The following is a 20263-nucleotide window of genomic DNA, read 5'->3' as shown; positions in this document are numbered from 1 at the left end:
TGGTTATCCTTCGATATTGAGCGCGTCATTCACGAGCGCTGCTTGTTGTGCTTTATGGTTCGAGGCAAGACCCGTTGCGGGTGATGCCGAGGCGTTGCGGCCCGCGTAGATGGGGCGGGTATGTTTGGCTTTGATGCGTGTGAGAACCCATTCGATGTTGGGTTCGACGAAGCTCCAGCCGCCTTGGTTCTTTGGCTCTTCTTGGCACCAAACGATTTCGGCCCCTTTGAAGCGTTCCAATTCCTTGACCATCGAGAGGGCAGGGAACGGGTAGAACTGTTCGAGGCGCAAGATGTAGGTGTCGTCTTTGCCAGCGGCATCGCGGGCCTCGAGCAGGTCGTAGTAGACTTTGCCCGAGCAGATCACGACGCGTTTGATGTCTTTTTCGGCTTTGAGCGCGATATCGGATTTACCTGTGCGGTAGCCTGCGTCTGCATCATCCCACAACACGCGGTGGAACGAGGAGCCGGTGGTGAAATCGGCGGCCACGGAGGTCGCGAGTTTGTGGCGCAAAAGCGATTTTGGCGTCATCAGCACGAGTGGCTTGCGGTAGCTGCGGTGCAACTGGCGGCGCAGAATGTGGAAGTAGTTGGCCGGGGTCGTACAGTTGGCGACGATCCAGTTGTCCTGACCACACATTTGCAAGAAACGCTCGAGGCGGGCGGAGGAGTGTTCCGGCCCTTGGCCCTCGTAGCCGTGTGGCAAGAGCATGACGAGACCGGACATGCGCAACCACTTGCTTTCGCCTGAGGAGATGAATTGGTCGAACATGATCTGAGCGCCGTTGGCGAAGTCGCCGAACTGGGCTTCCCATAGGGTCAGTGCGTTTGGTTCGGCAAGCGAGTAACCATATTCAAAGCCGAGAACCGCATACTCGGAGAGCATGGAGTCGATGACTTCGTAGTTGGCTTGGCCGTCACGAATGGAGTTGAGCGGGTAGTAGCGATCCTCGGAGCCTTGGTCGATCAGGCCTGAGTGGCGCTGTGAGAAGGTGCCGCGTGTACTGTCTTGGCCCGCGAGGCGTACGGGGTAGCCTTCGGTGAGGAGCGAGCCAAAGGCGATTGCCTCGCCCGTTGCCCAATCAAATCCGGTGCCCGACTCGAACATCTTTGACTTGGCTTCGAGTTGACGGGCCACGGTTTTGTGGATGTTGAAGGCGTCAGGATAAGTGGTCAGGCCACGGCCAACGTCCGCCATCGTGCTCTCGGAAATGGCGGTTTCGCCGCGCTGATACTCTTCGCCTTCGGCGTTGAGGTGTTTCCAGCGTCCGTCAAGCCAGTCGGCTTTGTTCGGTTTGTAATCCTTGCCCGCTTCGAACTCTTCGTTGAGGTGAGATTGGAAGACAGCTTTCATATCCTCGATCTCGCCCTCGGGAATGAGGCCGTCTTTGACGAGGCGTTCGGTGTACAGTTGCAGCGTGGTTTTGTGACGCTTGATGCGGTTGTACATCGCGGGGTTGGTGAACATCGGCTCGTCGCCTTCGTTGTGACCAAACCGGCGGTAACAGAAGATGTCGATCACCACGTCTTTGTGGAATTTCTGGCGGAACTCGGTGGCCACTTTGGCGGCGTGAACCACGGCCTCTGGATCGTCACCGTTGACGTGGAAAATTGGAGCCTCGACCACAAGCGCGTTGTCGGTCGGGTAGGGTGAGGAGCGCGAGAAGTGCGGCGCGGTGGTAAAGCCGATCTGGTTGTTCACAACGATGTGGATCGTGCCGCCGGTGCGGTGACCACGTAGGCCTGACAGGCCGAAACATTCGGCAACGACGCCCTGACCCGCAAAGGCCGCATCGCCGTGCAACAGGATCGGAATGACCGAGGTGCGCAACGGGTCGTTGTTTTGATCGGTTTTGGCGCGGCATTTGCCGAGTACAACGGGGTTCACCGCCTCAAGATGCGAGGGGTTGGCGGTCAGTGACAGGTGGACTTTGTTGTTGTCAAACTCGCGGTCTGACGAGGCACCGAGGTGATATTTCACATCGCCTGACCCGTCGACATCCTCAGGCTTGGACGAGCCGCCCTGAAATTCGTTGAAAATCGCGCGGTAGGGTTTGCTCATCACGTTGGCCAAGACGGACAGGCGGCCACGGTGGGGCATGCCGATCACGATCTCTTTCGCGCCAAGGTTGCCGCCGCGTTTGATGATTTGTTCCATCGCGGGGATCAAGCTTTCGCCACCATCAAGGCCGAAACGTTTGGTCCCCATGTATTTGACGTGCAGGAATTTCTCGAAGCCCTCGGCCTCAACCAGTTTGTTGAGGATGGCTTTGCGGCCCTCACGGGTAAATGCGATCTCTTTGCCGTAGCCCTCAATGCGCTCTTTGAGCCAACCGGCCTCTTCGGGGTTGGAGATGTGCATGTACTGGAGCGCGAATGTACCACAGTAGGTGCGTTTCACGATTTCCAAAATCTGACGCATGGATGCGGTTTGCAGACCCAAAACCTGATCGAGGAAGATCGGGCGATCCATGTCGGCATCTGTGAAGCCGTAGGATTTGGGATCAAGCTCGGGATGGGGTGTCGCGTCACGCATGCCCAGCGGGTCAAGGTCGGCCACGAGGTGGCCACGGATGCGGTAGGCGCGGATGATCATCAACGCGCGAACAGAATCCAGAACGGCGCGTTTGACGGCGTCCTCGGAAATATCGATCTTTTTCTCGGCCGCTTTCGATTTGATCTTTTGCTCGACCACGGCGGGTTCGGCCCATTGCCCGTCAAGAGCGGCCGTTAGGTCATCGTTTGGCACGGGCGGCCAGTCGGCGCGGGCCCAAGACGGGCCTGCGGCCTCGGCCTGAACATCGCGCGCATCATCACCAAGTGCGGCGAAGAACTCGACCCAAGACGCATCCACCGAGGCGGGATCTTGGGTGTACTGCGCGTAAACCTGTTCGAGGTATTCCGCGTTATGGCCCTGCATGAAAGAGGACGCGTGGAAAGTATCGTTCGGGCTTTGGTCGTTCATCGTCGTGACCTTTCTGGGGCGCTCGTGCGCGAGGGTTATCTGGTGCAGTTTCGGCGCGCATCGCCTTTTTGTGCGTAAGCCTGCGCCCCGTTTTGTCGGGGCGCAGGCAGGATGTGTCAGGGCGGTTAGACCCTAAGGCAGATTAGCCGTTTTTGATGGCTTCCATCACTGCTTCGCCAAGGGTGGCTGGGCTGTCGGCTACAACGATACCTGCGGATTTCATCGCTTCGATCTTGCTTTCTGCATCGCCTTTACCGCCGGCGACGATTGCGCCTGCGTGGCCCATGCGGCGGCCGGGAGGGGCGGTGCGGCCCGCGATGAAGCCAGCCGTTGGTTTCCAGCGGCCTTTTTTGCGCTGCTCGGCGAGGAATTCAGCGGCTTCTTCTTCGGCGGAGCCACCGATCTCACCGATCATGATGATCGAGTGGGTTTCTGGATCATCGAGGAACATGTCGAGCACGTCGATGTGTTCGGTGCCTTTGATCGGGTCGCCACCGATGCCAACAGCGGTCGACTGGCCAAGGCCAAGATCGGACGTCTGTTTCACGGCCTCATATGTGAGCGTACCGGAACGGGACACAACGCCCACAGATCCACGGTTGTGGATGTGGCCGGGCATGATGCCGATTTTGCACGCGTCAGGTGTAATCACGCCAGGGCAGTTCGGGCCGATGAGGCGCGATTTGCTGTCCTCTAGGGCGCGTTTGACCTTCATCATGTCGAGCACGGGAATGCCCTCGGTGATGCAGATGATCAATTCCATTTCGGCGTCGATCGCCTCAAGGATGGAATCCGCGGCAAAGGGGGGCGGCACGTAGATCACGGTCGCGTTTGCGTCTGTGACGTGCTTGGCTTCGTGTACGGAGTTGAACACAGGCAGGTTCAGGTGGGTTGAACCACCTTTACCAGGTGTGACGCCGCCAACCATTTTGGTGCCGTATGCAATTGCTTGCTCGGAGTGAAAGGTGCCTTGTGAGCCAGTGAAGCCTTGGCAAAGAACCTTGGTGTTTTCGTCTACGAGAATTGCCATGTCTGTTAGCCCTTCACTGCTTTAACGATTTTCTGAGCGCCATCTTTGAGGTCGTCAGCTGCGATCACGTTCAAACCGGAGTTTTTGATGATCTCTTTGCCGAGCTCAACGTTGGTGCCTTCGAGGCGGACAACGAGGGGCACTTCGAGGCCGACTTCTTTCACGGCTGCAATCACGCCTTCGGCGATGACGTCACAGCGCATGATGCCGCCGAAGATGTTCACGAGGATGCCTTTGACGTTTGGATCAGATGTGATGATCTTGAACGCTTCGGTCACTTTCTCTTTGGTCGCACCGCCACCTACGTCGAGGAAGTTGGCAGGTTCCGCACCGTAGAGTTTGATGATGTCCATTGTGGCCATCGCCAGACCCGCACCGTTGACCATGCAACCGATTTCGCCGTCGAGGGCGATGTAGTTGAGGTCGTGTTGGGAGGCGGCAAGTTCTTTGGGGTCTTCTTCTGTTTCGTCGCGCAGGCCAACGATGTCGGCGTGACGGTACAAAGCGTTGTCATCAAAGCCGGCTTTGCAATCGAGACATTTGAGGTCGCCCGCAGGGGTGACGATCAATGGGTTGATCTCGAGCATCTCCATGTCTTTTTCGACGAACATGCGGTACAGGTTGGCAAGCAACTGTGCGCATTGTTTGATCTGCTTGCCCTCAAGGCCAAGCGAGAACGCGACGCGGCGACCGTGGTAGCCTTGGAAGCCCGTAGCGGGATCGACGGAGAAGGACAGGATTTTCTCGGGTGTGTTTTCTGCCACTTCCTCGATGTCCATGCCGCCCTCGGTGGAGGCCACGATGGACACGCGCGATGTCTGGCGATCTACGAGAAGCGCGAGGTAGAGTTCGCGCTCAATGTCAGAGCCATCTTCGATGTAGACGCGGTTGACCTGTTTGCCTGCGGGGCCAGTCTGGTGCGTGACCAGAGTGTGGCCGAGCATACGATTGGCTTCCTGTGCGGCTTCCTCAACGGATTTGGCGAGGCGAACGCCGCCTTTTTCACCAGCATTGGCTTCTTTGAAAGAGCCTTTGCCGCGGCCACCCGCGTGGATCTGAGCCTTTACAACCCAAAGTGGGCCGTCAAGCTCACCTGCGGCTGCTTTTGCATCGTTTGCATTTAAAACAACACGCCCGTCAGAGACCGGTGCGCCGTATTCCTTGAGAAGGCACTTGGCCTGATACTCGTGGATATTCATAAAACTGTCCTATCCTTTTTCGGTTACCCAAGGACATGACACACACGAATAGTGTTAAGAAACGGTTTTTTGCCGTGTTAGCGATAAATGGGCCATGTTTCGATCATTTGTGATCACAGTAATAAATAGTGTGATCACAAATAGATCGCCAATCTCAGAATCAGCAGGTGTGGTAGGCCAATGCTGCGTTGAGACGGGCCGAACACTTGTCGATGAATGCCACCGCTGTTAGGTTTCGCGCAACGCCCGTTTGTTAGCGTATGAGTAACCAGAAAAAGTGACGCACAGGTGATCGAGCAAAGCAGTCTTTCCGGCACGCACACGCCGTTGCCTCAAGGGTTCGAGTGGCTGCGCACAGCGTGCGTTGAGCGTGGTGGTTTTTTTGTCGAAACCGAACATCATGTGTTGTCATATATCCCGGGGTCAGAGCGGCTTGTCGTTTGTTTCGACAACCTCGCCTCGTCGCGCGAAAAGGAAAAACGCACGCCGTTCGGGTTCCCTCTTGTGGATAGGCAGGGGTGGGGCACTCTGGGTGTGATGGCCAAGCGCATGGATTGGTTTCAATGCCCCGATCTTAAGGCGCATTTGCACGAAATTCAGGCGCAGGGGTTGTTTGACTCCTATCCGAATACCGCCTTTTACGGTGCGTCGATGGGCGGGTTTGGCGCATTGGCGTTTTCGCCTTTGGCATCCAACCCGACAGTTCTCGCCTTTGCGCCACAATCGACCTTGCGCCCGCGCCGCGCGAAATTTGAACGTAGGTATACATCCGCCATGCGGATCGGCGATTGGTCCGGTGCGTTCACCGATGTTGCGGCGACCCCGTTGGATACAGGGCGCGCATTTGTTGTGTTTGATCCATTTGTTCCACAAGACCGCGCGCATGTAGAGCGCTTGAAAGGCACGCAGATCGAGCCGCTGCCTGTGCGTCATTTCACCCATAAAGTGCCGCCGATGTTTCGGCGTATGGAGATACTCAAGCCGATCGTGCTTGAGGCGCTGGGCGGAACATTGACGCGCCAATCGTTTTATCATCACCTGCGGGCGCGCAGAGATGCCGCGCCCTATCTGGTTAGTCTGGTTGCGGCGGCGCATAGAGCGGGGCATTTAAAGCTGGGCTGTGCGGCGGCCGAGCGGGCGGTGTTACAGAAAAATAACTGGAAAACCCGTCAAAGCCTCCGCAGTATTGAATCAACGAGAGATGCGTTGCTTGAGCGCGCTAAGGCCCGCGAGGACTAAAGTGCAGGCATCGAAAAAACCCGCCCCAAAACAGGGCGGGTTTCTTTGTACGTCAGTGTGCTGAGTGTGCTTAGACGAGGTTGCCGTCGATGGCTTTGCAGGCCTCAACGAGACCTTTCACGGCCTCAACCGACTTGTCGAACATGATCTGCTCGCTCTTGGACAGTTTGATGTCTACAACTTTTTCGATGCCGTTCGCGCCAATGATGGTCGGAACACCAACGTAGAAGCCGTCGAGACCCAGTTCGCCGTCACAGTAGGCCGCACATGGCAGCAGGCGGCGCTGATCCTTGAGGAAGGCTTCGGCCATCTCGATTGCCGATGTTGCGGGCGCGTAGAATGCGGAACCGGTTTTCAGCAGGCCAACGATTTCGGCGCCGCCATCACGGGTGCGCTGAATGATCGCGTCCAGTTTCTCCTGTGTGGTCCAGCCCATCTCCACCAGATCGGGGAGCGGGATGCCGCCAACGGTGGAGTAGCGTGTGGACGGCACCATGGTGTCGCCGTGACCGCCGAGAACAAAGGCGGTGACGTCTTTCATGGACACATCGAATTCAACCGACAGGAAGTGACGGAAGCGCGCGCTATCGAGAACACCCGCCATGCCGACCACTTTGTTTGTGGGCAGACCGGAGTACTGTTGCAGCGCCCAAACCATCGCGTCGAGCGGGTTGGTGATGCAGATCACAAAGGCGTTCGGAGCATGCTCTTTGATGCCTTCGCCTACGGATTTCATAACTTTGAGGTTGATGCCGAGCAGGTCGTCGCGCGACATGCCGGGTTTGCGCGGAACACCGGCGGTGACGATGCACACGTCTGCGTCTGCGATGTCTGCGTAATCAGTGGTGCCTTTGAGTTTGGCGTCGAAGCCTTCGGAGGGACCGGACTCTGCGATGTCGAGGGCTTTGCCTTGCGGGGTGCCTTCTGCGATGTCGAACAGGACGACGTCGCCGAGTTCTTTGATTGCTGCGAGGTGGGCGAGTGTGCCGCCGATTTGACCTGCGCCGATGAGGGCAATCTTGGGTCTGGCCATTTTCATAACTCCAGTTTGTTGTGCGAAATCACGATGAATTCGGGCGCATGGGTAGCCCGTCCGCCGCATTCGCGCAAGCCCGCTGCGCTGCAGAACGCGTAGCTTTGGGCTAGCGTTAGCGTTAACCAGCCCTTATTCATCAAGAAAAATCGCTAAAAACTGAATTGGACCAGTCTATGTTATTTGATGCACATTTTTTCGCTTTTGCCATTCCGGCGGTCATTTTTGCGGGCATGTCCAAGGGTGGATTTGGGTCGGCTGCCGCGTTTGCGGCCACTCCGTTTTTAGCATTGATTCTCACCCCGGGTCAGGCGGTGGGGCTGATGTTGCCGCTGTTGATGATCATGGATGTGACGGCCATTCGGGTGTTTTGGCGCAAATGGGACTGGCCTGTGGCGCGGCGTTTGATCATTGGTGCGGTGCCCGGCATCGCGCTTGGTGGCGTTTTGTACGGGATTGCCTCGCCTGATGTGTTCCGGTTCTTGATCGGGGTCGTGGCGGTTGGGTTTGTGATCTACCAAGGCGCGAAGGCCAAAGGATGGTTGCCGCAACCCAAGGTGCAGATGGGCACAAAGGGCGGGTTGTTTTGGGGGATGGTGACGGGGTTCACCTCGTTCATCTCGCATGCGGGCGGGCCACCGGCGGCGGTTTATTTGCTAAGCCAAAAGATGGACAAGACCACCTATCAGGCCACATCTGTGATCGTGTTCTGGGCGGTGAATCTGCTCAAGTTCATTCCCTATTTTATGGTTGGGATTTTCAACGCCGACACGTTCAAGGCGGATGCGATGTTGTTCCCGTTTGCCATCGTGGGCGTTTTGATCGGGGCGTATTTGCACCATAAGATGTCGGACAAGCTGTTCTTTGCTCTCGCCTATATTTTCCTTGTGGTTACCGGAACAAAGCTGATTTTCGACGCTTTGACGTGATGCGATAGCCCGTGGTTGCGGGAGGGGTTTGGCCAAGACCGGCGTTTGATTTTTCCGATCAATTTCTGCGATGCGGCAAATTTTGCCTTGCATAATGGTGCGTACTTGTGGCTGTGTGCGCAACAATGTTGCTTTCAGAAATTTCCCGAAGGAAGAATCAATGTCACAGGCCCGCCCCTATCGTTCCGCTCTTTACATCCCTGGCTCAAAAGAGCGCGCGTTGGAAAAGGCCAAGGGTCTCGCGTGTGATGCGATCTTGTTCGATCTTGAGGATGCGGTGGCCCCCGATGAAAAAGCAAATGCGCGCGCGACGCTTCGGGATGCGATTGCGGCGGGGGGCTATGGGGCGCGGGCCAAGATTGTCCGTGTGAACGGGTTCGATACCGCGTGGGGACGTGATGATGTGGCGGCGTTCGTCGGTGCGGACATTGACGGGATTTTACTGCCAAAGGTCGAGAGCGCCGCGATGGTCGAGGAACTGGCGCGCGCCATTCCCGATGTGCCGCTTTGGGCGATGATGGAGACGCCGCTGGGCATGATCAACGCCGCCGAAATCGCCGCACACCCACGTATGGCGGGGTTTGTGATGGGCACCAACGATCTGGCCAAAGAGTTGAACACGCGCTTTCGCGCCGATCGTTTGCCGATGATGGGCGGGTTGCACCTTTGTTTGATCGCGGCGCGGGCCTACGGGCTTGTCGCGCTTGATGGTGTTTATAATGCGTTCAAGGATGAGGACGGGCTACGAGTTGAATGCGACCAAGGCCGTGACATGGGATTTGACGGTAAAACCCTGATCCACCCCGCACAATTGGAGATCGCGAATACTGCGTTTGCGCCGTCCGAGGCCGAAATTGATCTCGCGCGCCGCCAGATCGCCGCCTTTGATGAGGCTGAGGCGAAAGGTGAAGGTGTTGCGGTTGTGGATGGTAAAATCGTTGAAAACCTGCATATCGTGACGGCTCGGGCGACACTCGCCAAACATGATGCCATTCAATCCATGGGGTAACCGCCCCACGGGGTCAGGGAGATAGATATGGGTTTACTTATTTTGGGGATGTTGCTGTGGAGCGGCGGTCATCTCTTTAAACGTCTGGCGCCAGATGCGCGTGCCAATATGGGCGCAAAGGGCCGTGGGCCGATTGCGCTCGTTTTGTTGGTGTCCGTTGTGCTGATGGTGGTGGGCTACCGGTCTACCGAGACCGTCGATCTGTATTCTACGCCCGACTTTTTCCGTCACATCAACAACCTGTTGATGGTCATATCTGTCGCTTTGTTCGGGCTTGGAAAATCCAAAAGCCGTCTGCGGGCCAAGATGCGTCATCCGATGCTCACCGGTATGCTCGTTTGGGCTGTGGCGCACCTGTTGGTTAACACGGATGTGGCGAGCCTTGTTTTGTTTGGCGGCATGTTGGTTTGGTCGCTCGTGGAAATGACACTTATCAACAAACAGGTTCACGACTTTGCCCCCTATAAAGGTGGCTCGAAAGCGGGCGATATCCGTTTGGGTGTGATCACCCTCGTCGTCTACCTCGTGATCGGTGGTCTTCACGCATGGATCGGCCCATCGCCGTTCCCGATGTAAGGGGGCAGCGATGCGCGCCTACCGTTTGATCACCGAGGACGACACATCGGACTTTTGTCACCGCGTGACAGAAGCCCTAAGCAAGGGGTGGGAGCTACACGGCTCCCCCGCCTACGCCTATGATGAGAGTAGCGGTAAAATGCGCTGCGCTCAGGCGGTCATAAAAGAGGCGGAGGGGGAGTATTCCCGCGATGTCAAATTGGGCGCGCTCTAAGGCCCTTGAGGGCGCCCGACGTTGGAGAGAGTGAGAGACATGAAGACCAATTCGGGACGCTTTTTTGAAGATTATGCAATCGGACAAGTGATCGAGCACGCTGTGCCGCGCACGGTGTCGGGGGGGGAGCGTGCACTCTATCACGCGCTCTATCCCGCCCGTCACGCGCTCTATTCCTCAGACGAGTTTGCGCAGGCATCCGGCCTTGAAAAATCGCCACTGGATGATCTGATCGCGTTTCACGTTGTCTTTGGCAAAACCGTGCCTGATATCTCTTTGAATGCGGTAGCCAATCTTGGGTATGCCGAGGGGCGATGGTTGCGGCCTGTGTTTGAGGGCGACACGCTGCGCTCTGTGTCCGAAGTGATCGGTCTCAAGCAAAACTCGAATGGTAAGTCAGGTGTGGTGTGGGTGCGCACAACGGGGTTCAACCAGTATGATGAGGCGGTCCTCGACTATGTGCGCTGGGTCATGGTGCGCAAGCACAACGTGGACGCGCCCGCGCCTGAAACGGTGATACCGGTGTTGGCGGACGCGTTGGAGGCGAAAGACCTCGTGATCCCCGAGGGTTTGGATTTCGCACAGTATAATTTCACACTGGCGGGTGAGGCGCACCGGTTTGGCGATTACGGCGTGGGTGAAAAAATCGATCATGTTGACGGCGTCACGATTGAGCAAGCCGAGCATATGATCGCCACGCGGTTGTGGCAGAACACCGCTAAAGTGCATTTCGACGCGACCAACCGTGAGGACGGCAAGCAGTTGATCTATGGCGGCCACGTGATTTCGATGGCGCGGGCGTTGTCGTTTAACGGGCTGGCCAATGCACAGATGATCGTAGGGCTCAATGGCGGCGCACATGCCAATCCGTGTTTTGCGGGGGATACCGTGCGGGCCTATTCCGAAGTGCTCGATAAGGCGCAGACATCTGCGCCCGGTGTGGGGGCGATCCGCTTGCGTCTGGTCGCGTACAAACATGGTGCGCCCGAGTTCGCGCTCAAGACGGATGCGGGCAAATACCATCCCGATGTCTTGCTTGACCTAGACTACTGGGCGTTGATGCCAACGTGATTTTTCGCGCTTCAATGAAATCTTAGGCAAATTCCATGATGTTCACGTGGGGAGGGCGTGAGAATCGCGCGCGTCTGTGCGGCGGATATGCGTTTAAATCCTGACAGTTTCACACGGGTTTGATCTGTGTGGCCTGTGATGAATTCAAAAGCGAAGATGTGACCACATTTTTGTGATCACAGTATATTATTTGTGATCACGCATCGTATTTTTCGACGCCAATGTACCCATTTTCACAAAATGTTAGCGCACTCAGGTGGTGACTTGGCGTGTAAAACGCGCAATACATGAGGCAACCTATGACCGCATCTATCGTAAAAGGACAGTGCCATGGCTGATGCTAACGGCGACAATCGCCCGCTATCACCCTTTATGATCGGCCAGTATTACCGGCCTCAAATGACGTCTATCTCCTCTATTATGGTTCGGATTACGGGCAACGCCCTAATTCTAGCTGCGATGTTGATTGTTTGGTGGCTGTTGGCCGCCGCGACATCATCGGCGTATTTTGAGGTTGTGGACGGAATCATCACCTGTTGGGTGGGTGATCTGATCATGTTCTTCTCGGCTTGGGCGCTTTGGTATCACCTTTTGGGTGGTGTGCGTCACCTGCTTTGGGACTTCGGCTATTGCCTCGAGGTCGCGATTTCCGAGAAACTGGGCTGGGGCATGTTTATCGGCGCCACGGTCCTCACCATCTTCACCGCAATCGTGGTTTAAGGAGGCTTATCATGGCATTTCTCACTGACCGTAAAAAAGCCGAAGGCCTTGGTGCCGCAGGGCATGGAGCCGAGCATCATTGGTTTATGATTGTCTCGTCGATTGGCCTTTTGATCCTCGTGCCTTTGTTTATCTTCACCGTGGGCTCCGCAATCGGAGACTCGTATGAGGACGTGACCGCATATTATGCGCGGCCCTTTCCCGCTATCGTCGCGGGTCTGACCCTTGTTGTGGGCTTTGTGCATTTCATGCGCGGCGCACAGGTGTTGATCGAGGACTACGTGGGCGGACTAAAACGCAAGCTCACCATTATCGCGGTGAATATGTTCTCTTATGCGCTGATGGCAACCGGCCTCTTCGCGCTCGTGAAACTCGCGCTGTAAGGAATAATCTCAATGACAGCTGCATATGAATACGAAGTACACGACTATGACGTGGTTGTGGTTGGCGCGGGTGGCTCCGGCCTTCGTGCGACGCTTGGCATGGCGGAACAGGGCTTGCGCACTGCGTGCGTGACCAAAGTGTTCCCGACCCGCTCCCACACGGTCGCGGCCCAAGGCGGCATCGCGGCATCCCTTGGCAACATGGGGCCTGATAGCTGGCAGTGGCACATGTATGACACCGTCAAAGGCTCCGACTGGCTCGGGGATACGGACGCGATGGAATACCTCGCTCGCGAAGCACCCAAGGCGGTTTACGAGCTAGAGCATTACGGTGTGCCATTTTCGCGCACCGAAGAGGGCAAGATTTATCAGCGTCCCTTTGGCGGTCACACCACCGAATTTGGCGAAGGCCCCCCCGTGCAGCGCACCTGTGCCGCCGCCGACCGCACCGGTCACGCGATCCTGCACACGCTCTACGGTCAATCGCTCAAAAACAACGCTGAATTCTATGTTGAGTATTTCGCCATCGACCTGATCATGTCCGAGGACGGCCAGTGTCAGGGTGTGGTGTGTTGGAAGCTTGATGACGGCACGATGCATGTGTTCAAAGCCAAGATGGTCGTTCTGGCCACGGGCGGTTATGGCCGTGCATTCTTCTCCGCTACGTCTGCGCACACCTGTACGGGTGATGGCGGCGGCATGGTGGCGCGTGCGGGTCTGGCGCTTCAGGATATGGAGTTCGTTCAATTTCACCCAACGGGCATTTACGGCTCCGGCTGTTTGATCACCGAGGGCGCACGCGGGGAGGGGGGGTATCTGACCAACTCCGAGGGCGAGCGGTTCATGGAGCGTTATGCGCCGACCTACAAAGACCTCGCGCCGCGTGACTATGTGTCCCGCTCAATGACGATGGAAATCCGCGAAGGTCGTGGTGTGGGCGCCGAGGGCGATCACATTCACCTCAACCTGTCGCACTTGCCGCCTGAAGCGTTGGCTGAGCGTTTGCCCGGTATTTCCGAGTCCGCAAAGATTTTCGCGGGCGTGGACGTGACCAAGGAGCCGATCCCTGTGTTGCCGACTGTGCACTATAACATGGGCGGTATTCCGACCAACTATCACGGTGAAGTTTTGAACCCGACCGACAAAGATCCACTTGGCGTTGTGCCCGGTCTGATGGCTGTGGGTGAGGCGGGCTGTGCCTCTGTGCACGGGGCCAACCGTTTGGGGTCCAACTCGTTGATTGACCTCGTGGTCTTTGGCCGTGCTGCGGCTATTCGGGCGGGTCAAATTGTCGATCCGAGCAAGCCGACACCGGAATTGAACCAAGCCTCTGTGGATGCGGCATTTGATCGCTTTGATGGTCTGCGTCATGCAAAGGGCGGTGTTCCAACAGCGGAACTGCGCCTTGAGATGCAAAAAACGATGCAGTCGGATGCGGCTGTGTTCCGCACGGATAAGTCGCTCAAAGAGGGCGTTGAAAAGATGACCGCCGTGGCCGCCAAAATGGCGGACTTGCAAGTCACCGACCGGTCGCTCGTTTGGAACTCCGATCTGATGGAAACGCTTGAGCTTGCCAACCTGATGCCAAACGCCTTGGCCACAATTCACGGCGCGGAGGCCCGCAAGGAATCTCGTGGGGCCCACGCACACGAGGATTACCCTGATCGCGACGACAAAAAGTGGCGCGTTCACACCGTGTCGCGCGTTGACGGGACCAAGGTCGAACTGTCCTACCGTGACGTGATCAAAAAGGGTCTGACCACCGAGAAAGAGGGCGGCATCAGCACAAAAACCATCGCACCCAAAGCGAGGACGTTCTGATGCATCGCGCGGCCTTTGCGTCTGTTTTGATCTCAGTGACCGCTCTGGCGGGCTGCACTGAGATCGTTCAGTTCGCGCAAGGGCCACGCGTTGCTGTGTCGGATGCTCAATCCTACAACACAGCGTCATTCGCCGCGCGTGCCACGCGGGTTCAGTCACAAACCCCAGGTAGCGAAAAGGCGATGCAAGCCTGTGTCGAAGCGGCCGGAGTGATCAATAGCTACGAGATGCTCCCACCCGCCGCGAAAGGCGCGAGTTTCACCGTATTGGCGGGGCGCAACGTGACGCAAAAACAAGCGGGCGCAATCAATGCCTGTATCGCAAATGGGGCACCCGTAGCCGCGCGCCAACAAACGCGCGATGACTATGCGCCAGAACTCGCGAGCGGTTACAGCGGTGAGTTCACTTACAATTGTGGTTCATCCGTCTTTGTTGGCGGGTCGGGCTACTGCATCACGGGAGATTGAGACAGATGCCCCGTGATCTCACGAATTACACCAGTCTTGTGCTTTCGAGTGCTATGACTTCGAACAATTGTGCCCCAATGGGCACCGCGCATCGTTGCGCGTAAGGAGGGAACGACATGGTCCAACTCACACTCCCCAAGAACTCTAAGATTGTAACGGGCAAAACATGGCCGAAGCCCGAGGGCGCGACCAATGTGCGCAAGTTTCAGATCTATCGTTACAATCCTGACGAGGAAAAGAACCCCTCCGTCGACACGTATTTCGTCGACATGGATAAATGTGGCCCGATGGTTCTAGATGCGCTGATCAAGATCAAGAACGAGATTGATCCAACGCTGACCTTTCGCCGCTCATGTCGTGAGGGGATTTGTGGCTCGTGCGCAATGAACATCGACGGGATCAATACGCTCGCCTGTATCTACGGGTTGGACGAGATCAAGGCAGATGTGAAAATCTATCCGTTGCCGCACATGTCTGTGATCAAAGATCTCATTCCTGATCTCACGCATTTCTATGCACAACACGCGTCGATCATGCCGTGGCTCGAAACCAAGACGAACCGCCCCGCAAAAGAGTGGCGTCAGTCGATTGAGGATCGCAAGAAACTCGATGGTTTATATGAGTGCGTGATGTGTGCATCGTGCTCGACATCTTGTCCGTCCTACTGGTGGAATGGCGACAAATACCTAGGGCCAGCGGCGTTGCTACACGCCTATCGTTGGCTTGTTGATAGCCGCGATGAGGCAACGGGTGAGCGCCTTGACGCGCTGGATGATCCGTTCAAATTGTATCGCTGCCACACGATTATGAACTGTGCGAAAACCTGCCCTAAGGGTTTGAACCCAGCCAAGGCGATTGCGTCCATTAAATCCATGATGTTAGAGCGCGCGCACTAGGCGCTGTGCAGTTCACCGCTAGATAAAAAGCCCCGCCGATTTGGCGGGGCTTTTTCTTGGTCTGGTGTCTTTAGGCGAAATACTCAACGCCGGGGCGTTGTTCGTCGGAATAGCGATCTCCAAAGGCCCAACCTGCCGGCAAAGTGGCGTCGATCTGTGCCAATTGTGCAGGTGTAAGCGCGGTTGTCATCGCAGGGAGCCAGTCGCGCATATGCGCCCCTGTGCGGGTTCCCGGGATCGGGATCAAATGATCGCCACGCGCCAAGACCCACGCCATTGCAAGGCCCGCCGCCGTCATGCCCCATGACGCTGCAAGAGTGCGAAAGGCGCGGATATGGGGCATGTTGTCGTCGAAATTCGGCGCGATGAAACGTGGATTGTGTTTGCGGAAATCATGCGCCTCGAACGTGGCGGGTGTGAGGTCCACATCCGACAGAATGCCCCGCGCCAAGGGCGAAAACGGCACAAAGGTTATGCCAAGTTCGGCACAGGTGCGCAGGACACCCAATTCAGGTTGGCGGGTCCACAGGGAATATTCGTTTTGCACCGCCATGACGGGCGTGATGGCGTGGGCGCGGCGGATTGTCGTGGGCGACACTTCGGAGAGGCCCCAACCACCGATGAGCCCCTCATCAATCAGTTTCCCCATCGTCTCAGCAAGCGTCTCGATCGGTGTGTTTTGATCGCGGCGGTGAATGTAGTACAGCTCGACGTGATCGCGGTTCAGGCGTTGGAGCGAGGCGTCTAATTCGGCGCGCAAATAATCCTCGGAGTTGTTAAAAGCGCGCGGCGGCCCTGGGATAATGCCCGCTTTGGTGGCGAGAAACACATCCTTACTCGCGTGCGGATTGGCCGCGAAAAACTGTCCGATCAGGCGTTCCGAGCGGCCCATACCGTAAATGTTGGCGGTGTCCCAAAAGTCGATACCCGTGTCGATCAGATCAGACATGGTTTGCATTGAGACGTCATCGTCCGCGGGGCCGAAAAAGCCCGCAAAGGACATGGCGCCGAACCCGATGGCGGTGACGTCACGCGCCCCGATCTTGCGTTTGGGGAGCGTCATCAGAATGCCGCCTCAAGCGCGATTTCGACCATATCGCCAAATGATTTTTCGCGGTCCTGCGAGGGCAACGCCTCTCCCGTCAACAAGTGGTCCGAGACGGTGAGGACGGCCAGTGCGCGACAGCCGTGGCGGGCGGCGAGAATATAAAGCTCGGCTGCTTCCATCTCAACGCCCATGATGCCGTGGCGGGTCATTTGCTCGGTGAGGTCGGGGCGCTCATCGTAGAAGACATCAGAGGAATAGATGCCGCCGACATGGGTTGGTGTGCCTTTGGCGCGCGCGGCTGCGACCGCTTTTTCAAGCAATCCGTAGTCAGCGCAAGGCGCGAAGTTCAGCTCTTTCATGATGCCGCGCGAAGGCGTCGATAGCGTGGTGGCGGTCATGGCGATGATAACGTCACGCACGTTGATTGCGGTTTGCATGCCGCCGCATGACCCGATGCGGATCAGCGTTTTTGCGCCGTATTCGGTGATCAATTCGTTGGCGTAAATGGACAGGCTGGGCATGCCCATGCCGGAGCCGTGGATGGTGACGGGGTTGCCTTTGTAGGTGCCAGTAAAGCCAAGCATTCCGCGCACTTCGTTGATCAGGCGCGGATTGTCGAGAAAGGTCTCGGCGGCCCATTTTGCGCGGTAGGGATCACCCGGTAACAGGACTGTTTCGGCAATGTCGCCCTTGGCGGCGGAAATGTGTGGCGTTGGCATTCGGGTGGCTCCTACGGTTGGATGTGTTAGGTTTTAGTAAGCCAGAGGGAGCATGGAATGTATAGATTGACGTTGGCGTTATTGGGGTTTGCGATTTTGCCCATGCAGGTGGCGGCGCAAGACAGTGCTGAACTTACCTTTGTCAAAGCGCTCTTTGCGCAGTTGCAGCCTCTGTCGGTTGATAAGAATCGCGAATATTGCGGCTATATCGGGTTTGACGCAGATGGCGTGCTTGCCGCGTCCAAAGCCAAAAAAGGTCGCGCGGGAAGCTGTGTGCCGAATGATCCCAAAGAGTTGGAGACGATCCTTGCGTCCTATCACACCCACGGGGCTTATTCGCCTGACTACTATAATGAGGTGCCGTCAGGCGAGGACATGGAGGGCGACGAGGCCGAGGGGATCGACGGTTGGGTCGCCACGCCCGGTGGGCGGCTTTGGTATATCGACACCCAAGACATGGTTGCCGCACAGGTTTGCGGGCTTGGCTGTGTCGCCTCGGACCCTACGTTTGTTGTGGGCGATATGGGACAGGTTCAAGACAGCTATACGTATGACGAATTGGTCCAGACACTCGCAACATTGGACGCGCAGTAACGCTGCGCGGGCGTGACTACGATGCGGGTGTCTGCGTGGTGGGGTCGATGAGGGCCACGATGTCGAACATGATGCGGTTGAGTTCGAAATCCTTGGGGGTGTAGACGCGCGCCACGCCCATGGCGAGCAACGATTTGGCGTCCTCGTCGGGGATGATGCCGCCAACCACGACCGGTGTCTGGCCAAGGCCCGCATCGCGCATGCGGTCCATGAGTTCCGAAATGAGCGGCAAATGCGATCCCGACAGGATCGACAATCCGACCACATCCGCGCCGTCACGCACGGCAGCGTCGACGATTTCGGACGGGGTGAGGCGAATACCCTCGTATTCGATATCCATACCGACATCGCGGGCGCGGGCGGCGATTTGTTCGGCCCCGTTGGAGTGACCGTCAAGGCCGGGTTTGCCGACAAGAAATTTGGGCTTGCGGCCAAGTGCAGCGGTGACGCGGTCGACTTCGGCGCGGATATCCTCAAGGCCTTCGGTGCGGTTCGACGGGTTTGAGGACACGCCCGTGGGGCCGCGATATTGGCCAAAGACCGCGCGCACAACATCGCCCCATTCGCCGGTTGTAGCCCCCGCTTTGGCGGCGGCAATGGAGGCGGGCATGACGTTTTCGTTGGAGGTGCATGCAGCACGCAAATTGGCGAGGGCGGTTTGAACGGCGGCCTCATCGCGATGGGCGCGCCATGCCTCAAGGCGGTCGATTTGGTCGGCCTCTGCGGCAGGGTCGGATTTCATGATCGAGCCATCGCCTGCGGTGAGGGGGGAGGGTTCGCCCACGGTCCAACGGTTGACGCCAACAACAACGGTTTCGCCGCCTTCGATTTTGGTGATGCGTTCGGCGTTGGCCTCAACGAGGCGCGATTTCATGTATTCGATCGCCTCAATGGCGCCGCCCATGCCGTCGAGGGTTTTAAGCTCATCCAATGCGCCCTTCTTGAGAGCCGCGACTTTGCGGTCCACGGCGGGGTTTTGGTCGAACAGGTCGTCGTATTCGAGCAGGTCGGTTTCATAGGCGAGGATTTGTTGCATCCGCAGTGACCATTGTTGATCAAAGGGACGCGGCAGGCCAAGCGCCTCGTTCCATGCGGGCAATTGCACGGCGCGGGCGCGGGCGTTTTTGGACAGGGTAACGGCGAGCATTTCGATCAAGATGCGGTACACGTTATTTTCGGGCTGCTGTTCGGTCAGGCCGAGAGAGTTGACCTGAACCCCGTAGCGAAAGCGGCGGAATTTGGCCTCTTCGACGCCGTAGCGTTCGCGGGTGATTTCATCCCACAACTCGACAAAGGCGCGCATTTTACACATCTCGGTCACAAATCGGATGCCCGCATTCACAAAGAACGAGATGCGGCCAACCATGGCGGGAAAGGCTTCGGTCGGGACCTTTTCTTTGAGATCGTCAAGCACGGCGATGGCTGTGGCCAATGCAAAAGCCAGTTCTTGCTCGGGTGTCGCACCGGCCTCTTGCAGGTGGTAGGAACACACGTTCATCGGGTTCCATTTGGGAAGGTGTTCGCGGGTGTAGGCGGCCACGTCCGTGATCATACGCAAGGATGGGCGGGGTGGGCAGACATAGGTGCCGCGCGACAGGTATTCTTTGATAATGTCGTTTTGAACGGTGCCTTGTAGGGCGGTGACGTCCGCGCCTTGTTCCTCGGCCACGGCAATGTAGAGCGCAAGCAACCACGGCGCGGTGGCGTTGATCGTCATCGACGTGTTCATTTGCTCAAGCGGGATATTGTCGAACAGAGCCCGCATGTCGCCCAAGTGCGAGATCGGAACGCCGACTTTGCCGACTTCGCCCTTTGCCAGTTCATGATCGCTATCATAGCCCGTTTGTGTGGGTAGATCGAACGCGACCGAGAGACCTGTTTGGCCCTTGGCGAGATTGCCACGGTAGAGCTCGTTGGATGCCGAAGCCGTGGAGTGGCCCGCATAGGTGCGAAATAGCCATGGGCGATCAGCCTTGGGGGCGGCATCGGACGCGTCGGAGCGGGCGTTTGTCGTATCGGTCATGGCGGCCTCATAATTTCATAAGGTAATAATATTTCGCTGATGCTTTTATGGGCGGAATAATATGCCATTGTCAATTCGCCGCAACGCGGCAGGGGCGGTTTTCCCAAGCATGGTGGGGGAAAGATGCCGATTTTTGGGTAAAATCAGCTTTGTTTTCTGTGTGGCGCGCCAATTTTCTGTGTTCGCTCGGTTATAAAGTTACAAAAACATATAAAATTTGGTTGCAAAGTTACTTTGCTATTCCTAATTCTATCGGGGAGAGCCCGCGATTCTGCATTGCGGCACAAAACTGGGTGCGGCCGAATTGGGCAGTTCCCGACATTTAACA

At 57.0% G+C, this 20263-nt stretch carries 19 protein-coding genes; 12 read left to right on the top strand and 7 right to left on the bottom strand.

The annotated features are described in order from the left end of the window. Window positions 1-3: 3 nt before the first annotated feature. The 3 genes from IMCC12053_RS14790 to sucC form a co-directional block, all read right to left on the bottom strand. Complete coding sequence (locus tag IMCC12053_RS14790; RefSeq protein WP_062220378.1) at window positions 4-2964, bottom strand: 2-oxoglutarate dehydrogenase E1 component; 2961 nt, start codon at window positions 2962-2964, stop codon at window positions 4-6. A gap of 142 nt (window positions 2965-3106) precedes the next feature. Continuing rightward, complete coding sequence (sucD, locus tag IMCC12053_RS14785) at window positions 3107-3994, bottom strand: succinate--CoA ligase subunit alpha (RefSeq protein WP_062220376.1); 888 nt, start codon at window positions 3992-3994, stop codon at window positions 3107-3109. Window positions 3995-3999: 5 nt separating this feature from the next. Further along, a complete protein-coding gene (gene sucC, locus IMCC12053_RS14780) occupies window positions 4000-5193 on the bottom strand; it encodes an ADP-forming succinate--CoA ligase subunit beta (RefSeq protein ID WP_062220374.1) in 1194 nt (397 codons plus the stop codon). A 288-nt stretch (window positions 5194-5481) separates the two neighbouring features. Between sucC and IMCC12053_RS14775 the strand changes: the two genes are divergently transcribed. Beyond that, window positions 5482-6432, top strand: a complete 951-nt coding sequence (locus IMCC12053_RS14775) for a hypothetical protein (protein WP_062220372.1) — start codon at window positions 5482-5484, stop codon at window positions 6430-6432. Between the two features lie 70 nt (window positions 6433-6502). Here the strand turns inward: IMCC12053_RS14775 and mdh are convergent, their stop codons facing one another. Then, entirely contained in the window at window positions 6503-7465 is a 963-nt protein-coding gene (gene mdh, locus IMCC12053_RS14770; protein ID WP_062220370.1) for a malate dehydrogenase, read from the bottom strand. 176 nt (window positions 7466-7641) lie between these two features. Here mdh and IMCC12053_RS14765 point away from each other — a divergent pair, with 176 nt between their 5' ends. The 10 genes from IMCC12053_RS14765 (at window position 7642) to IMCC12053_RS14720 (ending at window position 15551) form a co-directional block, all read left to right on the top strand. Continuing rightward, window positions 7642-8394, top strand: a complete 753-nt coding sequence (locus IMCC12053_RS14765; RefSeq protein ID WP_062220368.1) for a sulfite exporter TauE/SafE family protein — start codon at window positions 7642-7644, stop codon at window positions 8392-8394. Between the two features lie 160 nt (window positions 8395-8554). Beyond that, window positions 8555-9403 (top strand): HpcH/HpaI aldolase/citrate lyase family protein, encoded by an 849-nt coding sequence (locus IMCC12053_RS14760; RefSeq protein WP_062220366.1) that lies wholly within the window; start codon window positions 8555-8557, stop codon window positions 9401-9403. 27 nt (window positions 9404-9430) lie between these two features. Then, the gene (locus IMCC12053_RS14755) at window positions 9431-9979 is read left to right on the top strand and encodes an NnrU family protein (protein ID WP_062220364.1); all 549 of its coding nucleotides are present in this window, start codon (window positions 9431-9433) and stop codon (window positions 9977-9979) included. A gap of 10 nt (window positions 9980-9989) precedes the next feature. Continuing rightward, window positions 9990-10193 (top strand): DUF1737 domain-containing protein, encoded by a 204-nt coding sequence (locus IMCC12053_RS14750; RefSeq protein ID WP_062220362.1) that lies wholly within the window; start codon window positions 9990-9992, stop codon window positions 10191-10193. Between the two features lie 39 nt (window positions 10194-10232). Further along, window positions 10233-11264 carry a MaoC family dehydratase gene (locus IMCC12053_RS14745; RefSeq protein WP_062220361.1) on the top strand — a complete coding sequence of 344 codons (1032 nt, stop codon included), beginning with the start codon at window positions 10233-10235 and terminating at the stop codon, window positions 11262-11264. Between the two features lie 330 nt (window positions 11265-11594). Next, complete coding sequence (gene sdhC / locus IMCC12053_RS14740; RefSeq protein ID WP_062220360.1) at window positions 11595-11984, top strand: succinate dehydrogenase, cytochrome b556 subunit; 390 nt, start codon at window positions 11595-11597, stop codon at window positions 11982-11984. A gap of 11 nt (window positions 11985-11995) precedes the next feature. Beyond that, window positions 11996-12367 (top strand): succinate dehydrogenase, hydrophobic membrane anchor protein, encoded by a 372-nt coding sequence (sdhD, locus tag IMCC12053_RS14735; RefSeq protein WP_062220359.1) that lies wholly within the window; start codon window positions 11996-11998, stop codon window positions 12365-12367. Between the two features lie 12 nt (window positions 12368-12379). Beyond that, window positions 12380-14188: a succinate dehydrogenase flavoprotein subunit gene (gene sdhA / locus IMCC12053_RS14730; RefSeq protein ID WP_062220358.1), complete on the top strand. Its 1809-nt coding sequence runs from the start codon at window positions 12380-12382 to the stop codon at window positions 14186-14188. Continuing rightward, the gene (locus IMCC12053_RS14725; protein WP_062220357.1) at window positions 14188-14655 is read left to right on the top strand and encodes a hypothetical protein; all 468 of its coding nucleotides are present in this window, start codon (window positions 14188-14190) and stop codon (window positions 14653-14655) included. Before sdhA ends, IMCC12053_RS14725 begins: the two co-directional genes overlap by 1 nt. Window positions 14656-14771: 116 nt before the next feature. Further along, entirely contained in the window at window positions 14772-15551 is a 780-nt protein-coding gene (locus IMCC12053_RS14720) for a succinate dehydrogenase iron-sulfur subunit (RefSeq protein ID WP_062220355.1), read from the top strand. Window positions 15552-15621: 70 nt separating this feature from the next. Here the strand turns inward: IMCC12053_RS14720 and IMCC12053_RS14715 are convergent, their stop codons facing one another. Continuing rightward, the gene (locus IMCC12053_RS14715; protein WP_062220353.1) at window positions 15622-16614 is read right to left on the bottom strand and encodes an aldo/keto reductase; all 993 of its coding nucleotides are present in this window, start codon (window positions 16612-16614) and stop codon (window positions 15622-15624) included. Continuing rightward, the gene (deoD, locus tag IMCC12053_RS14710) at window positions 16614-17318 is read right to left on the bottom strand and encodes a purine-nucleoside phosphorylase (protein ID WP_062220351.1); all 705 of its coding nucleotides are present in this window, start codon (window positions 17316-17318) and stop codon (window positions 16614-16616) included. Before deoD ends, IMCC12053_RS14715 begins: the two co-directional genes overlap by 1 nt. Window positions 17319-17375: 57 nt before the next feature. Here deoD and IMCC12053_RS14705 point away from each other — a divergent pair, with 57 nt between their 5' ends. Continuing rightward, window positions 17376-17912 carry a DUF4329 domain-containing protein gene (locus IMCC12053_RS14705; RefSeq protein WP_062220349.1) on the top strand — a complete coding sequence of 179 codons (537 nt, stop codon included), beginning with the start codon at window positions 17376-17378 and terminating at the stop codon, window positions 17910-17912. Between the two features lie 16 nt (window positions 17913-17928). Here IMCC12053_RS14705 and IMCC12053_RS14700 read toward each other — a convergent pair whose 3' ends face one another. Continuing rightward, a complete protein-coding gene (locus tag IMCC12053_RS14700; RefSeq protein ID WP_062220347.1) occupies window positions 17929-19935 on the bottom strand; it encodes a protein meaA in 2007 nt (668 codons plus the stop codon). Window positions 19936-20263: the final 328 nt, after the last annotated feature.

The organism is Celeribacter marinus (assembly GCF_001308265.1).
GTDB lineage: Bacteria > Pseudomonadota > Alphaproteobacteria > Rhodobacterales > Rhodobacteraceae > Celeribacter > Celeribacter marinus.
The sequence above is the reverse complement of the archived record's forward strand: the minus strand, read 5'-3'. Positions and strand labels throughout refer to the sequence as shown.